13 protein-coding genes are annotated in these 14,153 nt (G+C 70.9%); 6 read left to right on the top strand and 7 right to left on the bottom strand.

Features of this window, described 5'->3' with window-relative positions:
* Nucleotides 1-12: 12 nt before the first annotated feature.
* Nucleotides 13-1,209: a glycosyltransferase family 4 protein gene (locus tag ACAZ03_RS02765; RefSeq protein ID WP_373355829.1), complete on the bottom strand. Its 1,197-nt coding sequence runs from the start codon at nucleotides 1,207-1,209 to the stop codon at nucleotides 13-15.
* A gap of 225 nt (nucleotides 1,210-1,434) precedes the next feature.
* On the opposite strand from ACAZ03_RS02765, the gene ACAZ03_RS02770 reads away from it, so the two are divergent.
* Together ACAZ03_RS02770 and ACAZ03_RS02775 are read left to right on the top strand one after the other, a co-directional pair.
* Nucleotides 1,435-2,019, top strand: coding sequence for a TetR family transcriptional regulator C-terminal domain-containing protein (locus ACAZ03_RS02770; protein ID WP_373357034.1), 585 nt, complete (start codon nucleotides 1,435-1,437; stop codon nucleotides 2,017-2,019).
* 24 nt (nucleotides 2,020-2,043) lie between these two features.
* Complete coding sequence (locus ACAZ03_RS02775) at nucleotides 2,044-2,271, top strand: N-(5'-phosphoribosyl)anthranilate isomerase (RefSeq protein ID WP_373355830.1); 228 nt, start codon at nucleotides 2,044-2,046, stop codon at nucleotides 2,269-2,271.
* 66 nt (nucleotides 2,272-2,337) lie between these two features.
* On the opposite strand, the gene ACAZ03_RS02780 is transcribed toward ACAZ03_RS02775, so the two are convergent.
* Together ACAZ03_RS02780 and ACAZ03_RS02785 are read right to left on the bottom strand one after the other, a co-directional pair.
* The gene (locus ACAZ03_RS02780; protein WP_373355831.1) at nucleotides 2,338-2,589 is read right to left on the bottom strand and encodes a Rho termination factor N-terminal domain-containing protein; all 252 of its coding nucleotides are present in this window, start codon (nucleotides 2,587-2,589) and stop codon (nucleotides 2,338-2,340) included.
* A 47-nt stretch (nucleotides 2,590-2,636) separates the two neighbouring features.
* A complete protein-coding gene (locus tag ACAZ03_RS02785; protein ID WP_373355832.1) occupies nucleotides 2,637-3,644 on the bottom strand; it encodes an LLM class flavin-dependent oxidoreductase in 1,008 nt (335 codons plus the stop codon).
* Nucleotides 3,645-3,806: 162 nt separating this feature from the next.
* Between ACAZ03_RS02785 and ACAZ03_RS02790 the strand changes: the two genes are divergently transcribed.
* Nucleotides 3,807-5,126: a sensor histidine kinase gene (locus tag ACAZ03_RS02790; protein WP_373355833.1), complete on the top strand. Its 1,320-nt coding sequence runs from the start codon at nucleotides 3,807-3,809 to the stop codon at nucleotides 5,124-5,126.
* A 16-nt stretch (nucleotides 5,127-5,142) separates the two neighbouring features.
* Here ACAZ03_RS02790 and preA read toward each other — a convergent pair whose 3' ends face one another.
* From preA to ACAZ03_RS02810, 4 genes are all read right to left on the bottom strand, one after another.
* Nucleotides 5,143-6,447, bottom strand: coding sequence for an NAD-dependent dihydropyrimidine dehydrogenase subunit PreA (preA, locus tag ACAZ03_RS02795; protein WP_373355834.1), 1,305 nt, complete (start codon nucleotides 6,445-6,447; stop codon nucleotides 5,143-5,145).
* 21 nt (nucleotides 6,448-6,468) lie between these two features.
* Nucleotides 6,469-7,248, bottom strand: coding sequence for an Fpg/Nei family DNA glycosylase (locus ACAZ03_RS02800; protein ID WP_373355835.1), 780 nt, complete (start codon nucleotides 7,246-7,248; stop codon nucleotides 6,469-6,471).
* Between the two features lie 3 nt (nucleotides 7,249-7,251).
* Nucleotides 7,252-8,559, bottom strand: coding sequence for an NAD(P)-dependent oxidoreductase (locus ACAZ03_RS02805; protein ID WP_373355836.1), 1,308 nt, complete (start codon nucleotides 8,557-8,559; stop codon nucleotides 7,252-7,254).
* A gap of 206 nt (nucleotides 8,560-8,765) precedes the next feature.
* Entirely contained in the window at nucleotides 8,766-9,785 is a 1,020-nt protein-coding gene (locus ACAZ03_RS02810; protein WP_373355837.1) for a DUF2125 domain-containing protein, read from the bottom strand.
* Between the two features lie 57 nt (nucleotides 9,786-9,842).
* Between ACAZ03_RS02810 and ACAZ03_RS02815 the strand changes: the two genes are divergently transcribed.
* The 3 genes from ACAZ03_RS02815 (at nucleotide 9,843) to ACAZ03_RS02825 (ending at nucleotide 14,150) form a co-directional block, all read left to right on the top strand.
* Nucleotides 9,843-10,403: a gamma-glutamylcyclotransferase gene (locus tag ACAZ03_RS02815; RefSeq protein ID WP_373355838.1), complete on the top strand. Its 561-nt coding sequence runs from the start codon at nucleotides 9,843-9,845 to the stop codon at nucleotides 10,401-10,403.
* A 148-nt stretch (nucleotides 10,404-10,551) separates the two neighbouring features.
* Nucleotides 10,552-11,682 (top strand): biopolymer transporter ExbB, encoded by a 1,131-nt coding sequence (locus ACAZ03_RS02820; protein ID WP_373357035.1) that lies wholly within the window; start codon nucleotides 10,552-10,554, stop codon nucleotides 11,680-11,682.
* Entirely contained in the window at nucleotides 11,682-14,150 is a 2,469-nt protein-coding gene (locus tag ACAZ03_RS02825) for a peptidoglycan -binding protein (RefSeq protein WP_373355839.1), read from the top strand. The genes ACAZ03_RS02820 and ACAZ03_RS02825 overlap by 1 nt, the downstream gene beginning before the upstream one ends.
* Nucleotides 14,151-14,153: the final 3 nt, after the last annotated feature.

Raw genomic sequence — 14,153 nt, forward strand, 5'->3', positions numbered from 1 at the left:
CTTCCGTGGTTGTCAGCGGCGCTCCAGCGCCGCCAGCGAATGGCGGGCGACCCAGCCGGTCTTGTCGGTCGGGTCATCGAGGAACGCCTGCATAAGGTCGTACCAGAGCGACCCGAAGCGCAACCCCGCAAGCACCTCCGCCGTGCGGGACGAGAGCGCCTCGGCCAGCCCGGGCTCACGCAGGAGGCGGCCGAGCGTGCGGGCGAGCGCGCCGGGGTCGGCCGGGGGCGCGACCAGCGCCGCCTCGCCGGGCGTGAAGCGGAAGGCAAAGGCCGGGTGATCGGAGATCACCAGCGGCGTGCCGACCGAGAGCGCCTCGGAGATGACATTCGGCAGCGCCTCGGCATAGGCGGGGCGGGAGGGGACGGTGACGGCATCGGCCCCGGCCATTGCGGCGCGCACCACGTCATTGGGCTGGAGCCCCTCGAAGCGCACGGCGCGGCCGAGCTGCAGCCGGTTCGCCTCCTCCTCGAGCATCAGCCGGTCCTGCCCCTCGCCGAAGAGCGTCAGCGTCACGCCGGCGCCGCCGTCGCGCAGAAGCGCCACGGCGCGGAGGAGATCGCCGACGCCCTTCGCCTCGCTGAGCGTGCCGGCATAGACGAGGCGGAGCCCGTCTTCGCAGAAGGGCTGCACGCGCGGCACGGTGGGGAAGGGCGTCCATTCCCAGGGGGTGATGCGCGCCTTCGGCAGGCGCAGCACCTCGTGCAGCGAGCGCGAGGCGCCGAGCGAATGGTTGCCGATGGCGGTGACATTGGGGGCGCCGAGCAGCCGGCGGAGCCGCCAGTGCTCGCGCGCCCGGCGCAGCCCCTCGCGGCGGGTCACGGCGCCGAAGCCGAGCGGGCGGAAGACATCGGCGAAGTTGGCATAGACGGGCAGGCCGGCGGCGCGGGCGGCGGTCAGCATGGGCAGATGCGGCCCGCCGACGATCACCGCCTCGGCGCGGCTCGTCTCGATCAGATCCCCGCCGAGGCCGCCGTCGTAGAAATGCCGGGAGGGCACGCCGACGCAGGTGAGCCCGGTCGAGACCACCTCCCGATAGGCGGCCTCGTCGACCGGATAGGCAATGGTGATCTCGGTGCCGGCCGCGGCGCGATCTGTCCAGAAGCCGACGGAGCGGCGCTGGTCGTAATAGGTCTCCTGTCGTCCCTCGGCAAAGGCGCGCAGCGCGGCGCGCACATCGCCATATTGCAGGATGAGGAGCCGCTTCATGCCGGGCCTCTTTCCTGTTGAACCGTTGTTTGACCCTGCCGCATCGCTGGCGCTACCATTCCTGAAGACCCCGGGGCCTCCGGGCGGCCCTCCCCCCAACGTGACGCGCGGGGCCGGATTGAGCAAGGTGAGGACGTGCCGGACGACAGAGTTCCCCAGATCGCCGCGCGCCGTCCTGCCCGCTCCGGGGGCACGGCGCGGGCCGAGGCGCGGCCTGCCGGGCGCATCCGCCGCCGCAACCGCGAGACCATCCTCGAGGCGGCGCTCGACGTCTTTTCCCGGAAGGGCTTCCGGGGCGCGACGCTGGACGAGATCGCCACGGCCGCCGGGCTGTCGAAGCCCAATCTTCTCTATTATTTCCGCTCCAAGGAGGCGATCCACACGCATCTGCTCGACGGGATCCTCAAGACCTGGCTCGACCCGCTCTATGCGGTCGATCCCGGCGGAGACCCCCGCGAGGAGATCCTCGGCTATGTGCGCGGCAAGCTCGCGATGTCACGGCAATATCCGCGCGAGAGCCGGCTTTTCGCCAACGAGATCCTGCAGGGCGCCCCGCATGTGGCACCGCGCCTGACGGGAGAGCTGAAGCGGCTGGTGGACGAGAAGGCGGCCGTGATCCGCGCCTGGGGCGCAGAGGGGCGGCTGCCGGTGCTCGACGGGCACCATCTCATCATCTCGATCTGGGCGCTGACCCAGCATTATGCGGATTTCGAGGTGCAGATGAGTGCCGTCCTCGGCGAGAAGGACCCCTATCCGCGCGCCGAGGCCTATCTGGAAGAACTGTTCTCGCGGATGCTAACCGGCCCTTAACCAAGCTGCGGGGACGATCCGCGGATGGATCGCATCCTCCGACGCCCCAACGAGGCCTGGCTGGAGCAGCTCTTTTCCGCAAAGGCGGTGGAGCGGGGCGGCGTGGTGCGCCGCTCGGTTCTGGATGTGGAGCGCGAGATCGGCCGCGAGCGGCTCAAGGCGGCGGTGCTGGCGCGGGGATTTCACCTCGTCGAATGCGGCGGGCAGTTCATCGTGATCTGCAATCAGGGCCACATGCGCGTGCTGGTGTGAGCAAAGATTTTTCCTTGAAAAATCTTTGGGGAAAAATCTTCTGCGAAGATTTTTTGGGCGTCGCGTTCAGTGGTTGCGGAGGGCCTCGATGAGCTGGCCCTTGTCCATCCCCGAGCGGCCCTCGATCCCGAGCTCCTGCGCGCGGTCGTAGAGCTCGTCCTTCGTCCAGTCCTCATAGGGCGGCGCCTTGCCGCCGCTCTTGGCGGGCTTGTCGCCGGCGGCCTTGGCATTGGCGATGCGGGCGGCCTTCTCCTTCGAGGCGCCGTCCTCGCGGAGCGCCTTGTAGGTGGCTTCGTCCTTGATCTGCTTTCCGGGCATGGGGCGCCTCCTTTCGGTGGAAACGCCCCGGCGCCCGGTCGGTTTCCTCAGTTCGCCGCGACCGGCGGGCGGGCGAGCTCGGCCAGCACCTCGGCGGCGATCTCGGTGGAGCGCAGGCGGGCGGCGTGATCGTGCATCATGCCGGTGACCATCACCTCGTCGGGCCGGTGGCGCTCGACCAGCTCGCCGATGCGCCGGCGCACGGTCTCGCGGCTGCCGACGGCGGAGCAGGCGAAGGCCTGCTCGACGCCGGCCATCACCTCGGGCGGCACTTCGGAGAGGTCATGCACCGGCGCCGGCAGCTTGCCGGGGCGCCCGGTGCGCAGGCGCGCGAAGGAAAGGACCTGCGAGGAGCGGAGGAACTCCGCCTCCGCGTCCGTCTCGGCGGCGCAGACCCCCATGGCCATCATGAAATAGGGCTCCGCCAGATGTTCGGAGGGCTGGAAGCGCGTGCGGTAGATATGGCTCGCCTCTTCGAGGAGCGCCGGGGCGAAATGGCTGGCGAAGGCATAGGGCAGGCCCAGATGCGCGGCGAGCTGGGCGCCGTAGAGGCTGGAGCCGAGGATCCAGACCGGCACCTCCGTCCCCGCGCCGGGCACGGCCTGCACCGGCGCCGCTTCCGCCCCTTCGGCGAAATAGCCCATGATCTCGACCACATCCTGCGGGAAGGTATCGGCGCCCGAGAGGCCGCGCCGCAGCGCGCGGGCGGTCTGCATGTCCGTCCCCGGGGCGCGGCCGAGGCCGAGGTCGATGCGGCCGGGGTAGAGCGTCGCCAGCGTGCCGAACTGCTCGGCCACGATCAGCGGCGCGTGGTTCGGCAGCATGACGCCGCCGGCGCCGACGCGCATGGTCTTCGTCGCCGCGGCGACATGGCCGATGACGATCGAGGTCGCCGCCGAGGCGATGCCGGGCATGTTGTGATGCTCCGCCAGCCAGTAGCGGTGAAAGCCTAATGCCTCGGCCTTGCGGGCGAGATCGGCGGTGTTGGCGAGCGCGGTGGCGGCATCGCTGCCCTCGGGCACCGCGGCGAGATCGAGATAGGAATATCGTTGCATGAGCGTCTCCGTTCACCATGACTTGGGATCGGCTTTCTGCAGTTGCAAGGCAGCGCTTTACACCGTTTCGCGCCGTCGTTAGCGTTTCAGCCCTTGAGTGCCGGGACCCGGGCCGCAATCGCGGCCGGCCCGGCCTCTTTCGTCGATTGAAGGGTCTTTGCCATGTTGGCACGCGCGCATCCGCAGCAGGGGGATCGGCTCTCTGTTCTCGAGGCCTATGACATCCTCGATACCGAGGCGGAGGAGGAGTTCGACGCCCTGACGCGCATCGCCGCCACCGTCTGCGGCGCGCCAACGGCGCTGGTCTCGCTGGTGGCGGAGGACCGGCAGTGGTTCAAGGCGCGGCTCGGCTGCGCGCTGGAGGAGACGGGGCTCGAGAGCTCCATCTGCTCGCATGCGATCCTCGGCGAGGGCATCCTCGAGGTGCCCGACACCCAGGCCGACCCGCGCACGGCGGACAATCCGCTCTGCCAGGGGGAGGGCGCCTTCCGCTTCTATGCCGGCGCGCCGATCGTCGACACCGCCACGGGCCTGCCGCTCGGCACGCTCTGCGTGCTCGATCTGGTGCCCCGCGAGCTGACGGAGGATCAGCGCCAGGTCCTGCTCGACCTCGCCGGGCAGGCCATGCGGCTGATCGAGCTCCGCCGCGCCGTGGCCGACCGCGAGCTGGCCTCGCGCGAGACGGATCACCGGATCAAGAATTCCCTGCAGTCGGTCGCCGCCCATATCCGCCTGCAGCGCCGGATGCTGGACGACAGCGAGGCGGCGGCGAAGGATGCGCTGGGTGCCACCGAGCAGCGGCTCTCGGCCATCGCGGCGCTGCATGAGGCGCTCGCCTATTCCGGCTCTGCCGACGAGGTGGATCTGCCGGCCTATCTCGCCCGCATCCTCGATCTGTCGCTGCACGAGGCGCCGGCGAATGTCCGGCAGGAGGTGTCGCTGGATCCCTGCACGGTCGACGGGCGCACCGCGGCGGCGCTGGGCACGCTGGTGCACGAGATGTCGGTCAACGCCATGCGCCACGCCTTCCCTGACGGGCGCGAGGGGCGGGTGATCCTCACCGGGCGGGCGCTGCCGGGCGGCGGCTACGACCTTGCCTGCGGCGACGACGGCATCGGCCTCGGCGAAGGCGAGGAGCCCGCAGACGAGACCACGGCCCCTGTGCTTGGCACGCGCCGCGGCGGGCTCGGCCTCGCGATCATCGAATCGATGCTGCAGCAGCTCGGCGCCACCTCCGCCCGGCCGGTGACCGGCCCCGAGGGCGGCACGATCCTCAGCTTCACGCTGCCCGCGCCCGTGGAGGACGAAGCCCTGGCCGACACCGGCGCGCCGGAGCCCCGCCCCGCCGAGCCGGGCCGCGAGGCCGCCCGCGCCGCCGAGGCCATCGTCCGCTCGGGCGCCGCATGGCTGGCGACGGCCGAGGGTCTTGGCGCGCCGGACGGCACAGGCCCGGCGGGAGGCCCTTCCAAGGCGGTCGCCTGATCGGCGGCGCCCGGGCCTATTCCGCCGCCCGCGCCATCGGGTTGTTCGGGTGGCTGGTCCAGTTGGCGTAATCGGGCGAGACCTCGCGCCCGGTGCGCGGGTCCACCGCGCCCGGGGCCATCTCGATCATCGTGATGCAATCCTCCACCGGGCAGACGTCGACGCAGAGGTTGCAGGCGACGCATTCGTCGTCCTTCACCTCGAAGACCCGGCCGGGGGTCATGGCGATGGCCTGGTGCGAGGTATCCTCGCAGGCCGCATAGCAGCGCCCGCATTTGATGCAGAGATCCTGGTCGATCCGCGCCTTGGTCACGTAGTTAAGGTTGAGATACTGCCAGTCGGTGACATTGGGCACCGCCATGCCGACGAAATCCTCGAGGCTCCGGTAGCCCTTCTCGTCCATCCAAGAGGACAGGCCGCGCGTCATCTCCTTGATGATGCCGAAGCCGTAGGTCATCGCCGCCGTGCAGACCTGCACATTGCCGCAGCCGAGCGCCATGAATTCCGCCGCATCGCGCCACGTCGTCACCCCGCCGATGCCGGAGATCGGCAGGCCGCGCGTCTCGGGGTCGCGGGCGATCTCGGCGACCATGTTCATGGCGATGGGCTTCACGGCCGGGCCGCAATAGCCGCCATGGGTGCCCTTGCCGTCGATGCTCGGCTCGGGGCTCATCGAGTCGAGATTGACGCTGATGATCGAGCTGATCGTGTTGATCAGGCTCACGGCATCCGCCCCGCCCGACTTCGCCGCCCGCGCCGGGGCGCGGATGTCGGTGATGTTGGGAGTGAGCTTGACGATCACCGGCAGGCGCGTCGTCTCCTTGCACCAGCGGGTGATCATCTCGATGAGGTCCGGCGCCTGGCCCACCGCCGCGCCCATGCCGCGCTCGCTCATGCCGTGCGGGCAGCCGCAGTTGAGCTCGATCCCGTCCGCCCCGGTCGCCTCGACCATGGGCAGGATCTTCTTCCAGGCCTGCTCCTCGCAGGGCACCATCAGCGAGACGATCACCGCCCGGTCGGGGTAGTCGCGCTTGACGCGGGTGATCTCCTCTAGGTTCGTCTCGAGCGCCCGGTCGGTGATCAGCTCGATGTTGTTGAGCCCCAGAAGCCGCCGGTCGCCGCCGTAGATCGCCCCGTAGCGCGGGCCGTTGACGTTGACGACGGGCGGTCCCTCCTCGCCCAGCGTCTTCCAGACGACCCCGCCCCAGCCGGCCTCGAAGGCGCGGCGGACGTTGTATTCCTTGTCGGTCGGCGGCGCGGAGGCGAGCCAGAACGGGTTGATGGAGCGGATGCCGAGGAAGTCGGCGGTGAGGTCAGCCATGGGGGTCTCCTCTCGGGCGGGTCAGGCCGCCTGGTGGGTCGGGCAGAAATAGGCGGATCGGCCGCCGATGGTCTTTTTCTCGATGGTCCCCTCGCAGCGCCCGCAGGCGGCGCCGGGCTTGCGGCGGGTGGCGAGCCAGTCCTCGGGGAAGTCCGGCGGGTCGCCGGCGTCGATGGCCTCGGTCAGGATGTCGCGGATTGCGGCATGTAGCGCGCCGAGGCTGTTGTCCTTGAGCGTGTTGGCAGGCACGTCAGGCCGGAGCCCCACCCGGTAAAGTGCCTCGTCGGACCACAGGTTGCCGATGCCGGCGATGCGGTTCTGGTCGATCATCGCGGTCTTGACGGCGGTCTTCGACGGCGAGAGCCGGGCGATGAAATCCTCGCGGCTCACCTCCAGCGCATCGGGGCCGAGCCCGTGCTCCGCCACGAAGGCCTCCGGGCTCTCCGCCAGATAGGTATCGCCGAACTTGCGGGGGCAGATATAGGCGAGCCGGCGCTCGCCCTCGAAAGTCACGGTCAGCTTGGCATGGTCCGGCGCGCCCTCGCTCTCGTCATAGGTCCTGATCGTCCCGGTCATGCCGAGGCTGATGACCAGCCAGGGGCCGCTCGCGGAGCCGATGAAGACATACTTCCCGTAGCGCCGCGCCGCGGTGAAGCGGGTGCCCGTCAGACGCTCCAGCTCGGCGGCGGAGGGCATGTGCATCGGCCCCAGGTCGGTCACGGTCGCGCCCGTGATCGTGCGGTGGAGCGCCCCGGCCTCCACCCGCCGCCGCATCGCCTCCGCTGCCGGCAGCTCGGGCATGGCTCAGGGCCCCATGAGGCTGGCGTGGATATCCTCCGCCGCGTCGCGCCCCTCGGCGACGGCGGTCACCGTCAGGTCATCGCCGCCCGACGCGCAGTCGCCGCCGGCCCAGACCTTCGCGAGCGAGGTCCGCCCGGCGCCGGTGACCGCGATCTTGCCGCCCGCGATCTGCAAGCCCTCGCCGCCGGCGAGTCGCTGGCCGATGGCGAGCAGCACCTGATCGGCCTGCAGGATGACGGGGGTGTCGCTCTCGGCATGGGCGAAGACCACCTCCGAGACGGCGCCCTCCCCCCGCATCTCCGCCGGCGTCACCTGGAAGACCAGCTGTACGCCCTTCGAGGCGGCGAGGTCCTGTTCCCACCGGCTGGCAGGCATGGCCTCGCGGGTCTTGCGATAGGCCAATGTGACGGAGGCGGCGCCGAGGAGCTTGGCCTGCACGGCGGCATCCACCGCCGTCATGCCGCCGCCGATCACCACGACATTGCGCCCGACGGGCAGCGCCGCCTTGTCCTCCGCCTGCCGGAGCCGCTCGATGAAGTCGACGGCCGGCTCGATGCCGGCGAGCGCCACGCCGGGGGCGGTGAGCGCGTTGACGCCGCCGAGCCCGATGCCGAGGAAGACGGCGTCGTACTCTTCCGCCAGCGCGTCCAGCGACAGCCCGGCGCCGAGCGCGCGGCCCGTCTCCACGCTGATGCCGCCGATCCCGCAGAGCCATTGGGCCTCCTTCGCGGCGAAATCGTCCACGGTCTTGTAGGCGGCGATGCCGTATTCGTTGAGCCCGCCCGCCTTGGGCTTGCCCTCGAACACGGTCACCTCATGGCCCTTCATGGCGAGCCTATGCGCGCAGGCCAGCCCCGCCGGCCCGCCGCCGACGACGGCCACGCGCTTGCCGGTCGCGGCCGCCCGCTCGAAGGGATGCCCCTGCCGCGCCATGACGCCATCGGTGGCGTGGCGCTGGAGCCGCCCGATCTGCACCGGCTCGCCCTCCGCCACCTCGCGGACGCAGGCGCCCTCGCAGAGGTTCTCCGTCGGGCAGACGCGGGCACACATGCCGCCGAGGATGTTCTGCTCGAAGATCGTCTTTCCGGCATCCTCCGGCCGGCCGGAGGCGATCTGGCGGATGAAGAGCGGGATGTCGATGGAGGTCGGGCAGGCGGTGACGCAGGGCGCGTCATGGCAGAAATAGCAGCGGTCGGCGGCGACCTGCGCCTCATGCGTGCCCAAGGGCGGATGCAGGTCGGCGAAATTGCCGGCGATCTCGTCGGGGCCGAGCCGGCCCGCCGCCAGCCCCGGCGTCATGGAATTCGGCAAGATGGGCTCCCTCGGCTCAATCCACGTTGATCCGAAGGCTGGCACGGAAAGCGAATTTGACCAAGCGGTAAAATTTCCTGCCGCAGTCCGGCCGCCCCTCAAGCAGTCCCCTGCCCGAAAAAGCGCCCCGATCCCCTTTCATCTGGCCAAGAATACCTCGGAGGTGTGGAGGCAGAGCCTCCACCCGGCCCAACGGGCCGGCCCCCCTACCGCGCCACCAGCACCGGCGCCGGGGCCAGCGCCGGCAGCGGCCCGATGCCCATCCGCCCCTCGGTGAAGACCACCGGCACGGCGAGCCGGCCGTCCTCGCCCTCCATCGTGCCGGCGGCGAGCTCCACCGTCCCCCGGATCTCCGGCGACAGGAGCCCGGCGTCGATCGCGAGGTCGAGCGCCGTCTGCCAATCGGTGAGTGTGAGGTCGATCCGCCCCTCGGGGCGTCCGTCCGGCCGAATGCTGAAGGCGCCCGACCCTTCCAGCACCATCTCGCCCCAGACGAGCTCGGCGCGGCGGAGCTCGACGCGCTCCAGCTCCGGCTCCGCGTCCACGCGGGCCGCGACGGGGCCGGAGAGGCCGAGAGTCGCGTCGAGGCTGAGCCTCGTCACCTCGGCCGGCATCCGCCCTTCGGGGTCGAGCGCCGCCAGCAGCGGCTCCGGCAGAAGAAGCGGCGCGGCGGCGGCATAGATGTCATAGGCGGCGGGGCTCTCCTCCTCGCCGCCGTCGCCCGGCTCCGCCTCGCGGAAGGCGAGGAGCACATCGCGCGCCTCGGCCACCCAGCCGCCCGCCGGCGTCTCGGCGGCGACGCGCAGCCATTCGGCCTCCGCCGTCGCGTGATCGAGCGGCACCGCCAGCGCGGCGCGGATGCCGGCGGAGGCGCGGAGCCCCTCCGACAGGATCTCCGCCGTGCCGAGCGGCGTCTCGATTGTTTGCACCGGCGAGAAGGCGGCGATGACGGAGGTCGGCCGGTAGGAGAGCGCCATGACCTGCAGGAAGGGCGCCCGCCAGGCGATGCCGGCCTCGGGATCCACCAGCGAGACCGCGGAGAGGGTGGTGTCGAACCGGCTCGGGAAGCCGCGGAGGTCGAGCTCGGACCACTCAAGGGCCACGCCTTCTGCGGCGAGGTTCTCCTGCAGCGCCCCGGCGGCGCGCTTCACGCCATACTGGCCGACGGCCCAGTAGCCGCCCCAGAGGACGGCCAACCCCAGCACCAGCCATGTCAGAAACCGCATCGCCCGCCTTTCGTCTCTGCTCCCGACCCCATACAAGCCCCCGGCAAGGAGGGCCAGATGAGCCTTTGGGTCTTCGGCTATGGATCGCTGCTCTGGAACCCCGGCTTCGCGCCGGAGGAGGCCGTGCGCGCCCGGCTCGACGGGTTCGAGCGCAGCTTCTGCATGCTCTCGATCCACCATCGCGGCAGCGAGGAGGTGCCCGGCCTCGTCCTCGCCCTCGACGAAAGCCCCGGCGGCTCCTGCCACGGGCTGGCGCTCAAGGTCCCTGCCGCCGAGGAGCCGCAGGTCCTCGCCGAGATCCGCGAGCGCGAGCTCGTCTCCAGCGCCTATCAGGAGCGGCACCTGCCGCTTCTGCTGGAGGATGGCCGCATCGTCACGGCGATGACCTATGTAGTCGACCGCGCCCACCGGCAATATTGCCGCTATGACGCCGCAGTGCAGGCCGAGATGATTGCCCGGGCCACCGGCGGGCGGGGCCCCAACACCGAATATCTCTTCAACACCGCCGCGCATCTGGCCGAGATCGGCCTCGCCGATCCCGCGATGGAGGCGCTGGCCGAGAGCGTGCGCGCCCTTGGGGCGGCGAAGGCACAAAAGCCCGGCGATGGCCGGGGCTAGGCTTGCCATTCACCCGGATTTGCCTTTGCCTTCGCGGCGAAACGCTCCATAACCCGGGGCAAACCCAAGAGGCACACCCGTTTTGAGCGCCCCCCGCGAGCCCGAGGCCGAGCTGCAGTTCACGCAGCCCCTGCGCCAGATCTTCGCGATGCTGGTCGTCTGCGTCTTCGTGGGCATCGGCTGCTGGATGGTGCTGCCGACCTTCCTGTCGATCTACGATGCCAACCCCTATCTGAACGGCGTCATCGCGCTGGTCTTCCTGCTCGGCGTGCTCTCCTGCTTCCGGCAGGTGGTGATGCTGATGTTCTCCGTCCGCTGGATCGAGGATTTCGCGCGGACGGGCAGCAAGACCGGCATCGAGGAAAGCCCGCCGCCCTCGCTCCTGGTGACGCTGGCGACCCTGCTGCGCAGTCGCGCCAGCCGGGTGCTGCAGCTCTCGACGAACTCGGCGCAGACCATCCTCGATTCCATCGGCCAGCGGATCGACGAGCAGCGCGAGATCACGCGATACCTCGGCAACACGCTGATCTTCCTCGGCCTTCTCGGCACGTTCTACGGGCTCGCCACCACGGTGCCGGCCCTCGTCGAGACCATCCGCAGCCTCAACCCGCAGGAGGGGGAGAGCGGCACGCAGGTCTTCCAGCGGCTGCAGGATGGCCTGCAGGCCCAGCTCGGCGGCATGGGCACTGCCTTCTCCTCCTCGCTCCTCGGCCTCGCCGGCTCGCTGATCGTCGGGCTCCTGGAGCTCTTCACGACCCACGGGCAGAACCGCTTCTACCGCGAGCTCGAGGAATGGATGTCCTCCATCACCCGCATCGGCTTCGCCAGCGGCGAGGAGCAGGGGGGCGACAGCGCCATCGTCGCGCAGGTGGCCGACCGGCTCGCCGAGCAGATCGAGGCCCTGCGCGAGGTCTATACGGCGACGGACATCGCCCGCACCGATACCGACACCCGCCTGAGCGAGCTCACCGGCGCCATCACCAGCCTCGCCGAGAAGATCGAGGGGCAGGATGCCTCCGCCCCCCTGCAGCGCGTCGCCGAGGCGCAGGAGCGGCTGATCGAGCGGCTGGGCGATGTCGGCGAGGGCATGGACCCGGAGAGCCGGATGCGCCTGCGCTCCATCGACGTGCAGCTTCTGCGGCTCCTCGAGGAAATCGTCGCCGGCCGGCAGGAGACGATGGCCGAGCTGCGCACCGACCTTTCCGCGCTCACCCGCGCGCTCCGGCAACAGGGCCGCCCGCTGCGCGAGGTGCCGCGCGCCTCGGGCGATGACGGCTGATGGCGCTCTCCCGCCGCTCGCAGCAGAGGTTCAACGCCAACATCTGGCCCGGCTTCGTCGATGCGATGACCGGGCTCCTCCTCGTCCTCATGTTCGTGCTGACGATCTTCACGGTGGTGCAGTTCGTCCTGCGCGACACGATCAGCGGGCAGGAGACGGAGCTCGACCAGCTCACCGCCGAGGTGGCGAACCTCAGCCAGGCGCTCGGCCTCGCGCGGGACGAGAACGCCCAGCTTTCCGGTCAGGTCGGCACGCTTTCCGCCAGTCTCGACGAGCGCGACAGCCAGATCGAGGCGCAGACGGCGCTGATCGACAGCCTGACGACCGCCCGCGATGACGCGCAGCTCGCCCTCGCCGAGGCAGAGAACCGGATCACCGGCTTCGAGGCGCAGGTCGCGGGGCTGCTCGCCCAGCGGACCCAGAACGAAAGCCTGATCGCCACGCTCCAGGGCGAGGCCGACGCGGCGGCGGAGACCATCGCGGGGCTTGAGGAAGAGGCCGAGGGCCGCATCGCCCGCATCGCCGATCTCGAGGCGGCTGAGGCGCGGCTCATCTCGGAGGAGGAGGCCTTGCGACTCGCCCTCGCCCAGGCCCGCGACGAGATCTCGGAGCAGGAAGAGACCGCCCGCCTCGCTGCCGCCCGCCGCGAGGCGCTGGAGGCGCTGGTCGCCGATCTGGAGGCGGAGCAGGAGACGCTCGCCTCCGAGAATGTCGAGATGTCCGACGCCGCCGCCCGCGCCGCCGCCGCCATCGCCACGCTCGAGGCCGACCGCGAGGCCGCCGCCGAGCGCATCGCCGCGCTCCTCGCCGAAAGCACGGCCTCGGAGGACGAGCTGGCGCAGCTTCGCGACGATGCCGCCGCGTCGGAGACAAGGATCGAGGATCTGCTCGCCGCCGCCGCCCGCAATGCCGAGGCGCTGACGGCGGAGGAGGAGGCGCGGCTGGCCGAGGCGGCCGCCGCCGAGGCGCTCCGCCAGCGGCTCGCCGATGCCGATGCCGAGCTCACCGCCATGTCGCTGGCCCTCGAAGAGCAGCGCCGCCGGGCGGAGGATACGCTGACGCTGCTCGCTGCCGCCGAGGCGGCGCGCGACGATCTGGATGCGCGGCTGGCCGAGGCGATCCTCGCCCGCCGCGAATCCGAAAACGCGCTCCGCGCCGCGGTGAACCAGGGCTCCGACCTCGACGCCCGGCTGCTGGCGGCGCTGCAATTGCAGGACCTGACGGCGGATCAGTTAGAGACGGCCGAGGCGGCGCTGCAGGCCGCGGGGGCCGAGAATGCCGATCTGGCCACCCGCCTTGCGGCCGCGCTGTCGGCGCAGGAGCTGGCGGAAGGCGACCTCGCCGCGGCCGAGGAGGCGCTGCAGAACGCCCTCGCCGAGGGCGAGGCGGAGCGGGAGGATATCGAGGCGCGGCTCGCCGCGGCCATCCTCGCCCGGCAGGCTGCGGAGACGGAGCTTGCCGCCTCCGAGGCGCGCGCCAGCGAACTGACGGGCCGCGAGGCGACGCTGGAAGAGCGGCTGCGCGCCGCGCTTCTGTCGCTGGAAGAGGCCGAGAGCCGCGCCGAGTCCCTCGCCATGGACCGGACGGAGACAGAGCAGGAGCGCGCCGATCTGGAAGCCCAGCTCGCCGCCGCGCTCGCGGCTCAGATCCGCGCCGAGGACGATGCGGCGACGCAGATGAGCGAGGCCGAGCGGCAGGCGCTGCTCCTGTCGCAGGCGCAGGCCGAGCTTCGCGACGAGCAGGCACTGACGGCGGAAAGCCAGCGTCGGGTGACGGCGCTCAACCAGCAGGTGGCGGCGCTTCGCGACCAGCTTTCGCAGCTCTCCGTGGCGCTCGACCTCTCCGAACAGGCCGCCGAGGGCTCCGCCGCGCAGGTCGAAAACCTCGGCAACCGGCTCAACGCCGCCCTCGCCCGCGTGGCGATGGAGGCGCAGCGGCGGCAGGCGCTGGAGGAGGAGCGGCTGGCGATGCTCGAGGCCGAGCGCCAGCGGCTGGAGGAGGAGGCGACGACGCTCGCCTCCTACCGCTCGGATTTCTTCGGCCGGCTGCGGACGATCCTCGAGGACGAGGACCGGGTGCGCATCGTCGGCGACCGCTTCGTCTTCAATTCCGAGGTGCTCTTCCCGCCCGGCTCCGCCGATCTCTCCGCCGCCGGCCGCGACGACATCTCCGCCGTGGCCGACATCCTCCGCCGCATCTCGGCCGAGATCCCGCCGGAGATCGACTGGGTGATCCGCGTCGACGGCCATACCGACGACACGCCGATCTCGGGCACCTATGCGAGCAACTGGGAGCTTTCGCAGGCCCGGGCGCTGTCGGTTGTGCTCTACCTCATCAACGAAGAGGGCATCCCGCCGCAGCGGCTCTCGGCCAACGGGTTCGGGGAGTACCAGCCGATCGCCGAGGGCGAGAGCGACGCGGCGCGCGCGCTCAACCGGCGGATCGAGCTGAAGCTGACGGAGCGCTAGGCG

The sequence above is a fragment of the Pseudoroseicyclus sp. CXY001 genome, from assembly GCF_041714655.1.
Classification (GTDB): domain Bacteria; phylum Pseudomonadota; class Alphaproteobacteria; order Rhodobacterales; family Rhodobacteraceae; genus Pseudoroseicyclus_A.

Coding starts and splice junctions, on each gene's coding strand:
- ACAZ03_RS02765 (WP_373355829.1), bottom strand. CDS start 1,209: ATGAAGCGGCTCCTCATCCTGCAATATGGCGATGTGCGCGCCGCGCTG.
- ACAZ03_RS02775 (WP_373355830.1), top strand. CDS start 2,044: ATGGATCGCATCCTCCGACGCCCCAACGAGGCCTGGCTGGAGCAGCTC.
- ACAZ03_RS02780 (WP_373355831.1), bottom strand. CDS start 2,589: ATGCCCGGAAAGCAGATCAAGGACGAAGCCACCTACAAGGCGCTCCGC.
- ACAZ03_RS02785 (WP_373355832.1), bottom strand. CDS start 3,644: ATGCAACGATATTCCTATCTCGATCTCGCCGCGGTGCCCGAGGGCAGC.
- ACAZ03_RS02790 (WP_373355833.1), top strand. CDS start 3,807: ATGTTGGCACGCGCGCATCCGCAGCAGGGGGATCGGCTCTCTGTTCTC.
- preA (WP_373355834.1), bottom strand. CDS start 6,447: ATGGCTGACCTCACCGCCGACTTCCTCGGCATCCGCTCCATCAACCCG.
- ACAZ03_RS02800 (WP_373355835.1), bottom strand. CDS start 7,248: ATGCCCGAGCTGCCGGCAGCGGAGGCGATGCGGCGGCGGGTGGAGGCC.
- ACAZ03_RS02810 (WP_373355837.1), bottom strand. CDS start 9,785: ATGCGGTTTCTGACATGGCTGGTGCTGGGGTTGGCCGTCCTCTGGGGC.
- ACAZ03_RS02815 (WP_373355838.1), top strand. CDS start 9,843: ATGAGCCTTTGGGTCTTCGGCTATGGATCGCTGCTCTGGAACCCCGGC.
- ACAZ03_RS02820 (WP_373357035.1), top strand. CDS start 10,552: ATGCTGGTCGTCTGCGTCTTCGTGGGCATCGGCTGCTGGATGGTGCTG.
- ACAZ03_RS02825 (WP_373355839.1), top strand. CDS start 11,682: ATGGCGCTCTCCCGCCGCTCGCAGCAGAGGTTCAACGCCAACATCTGG.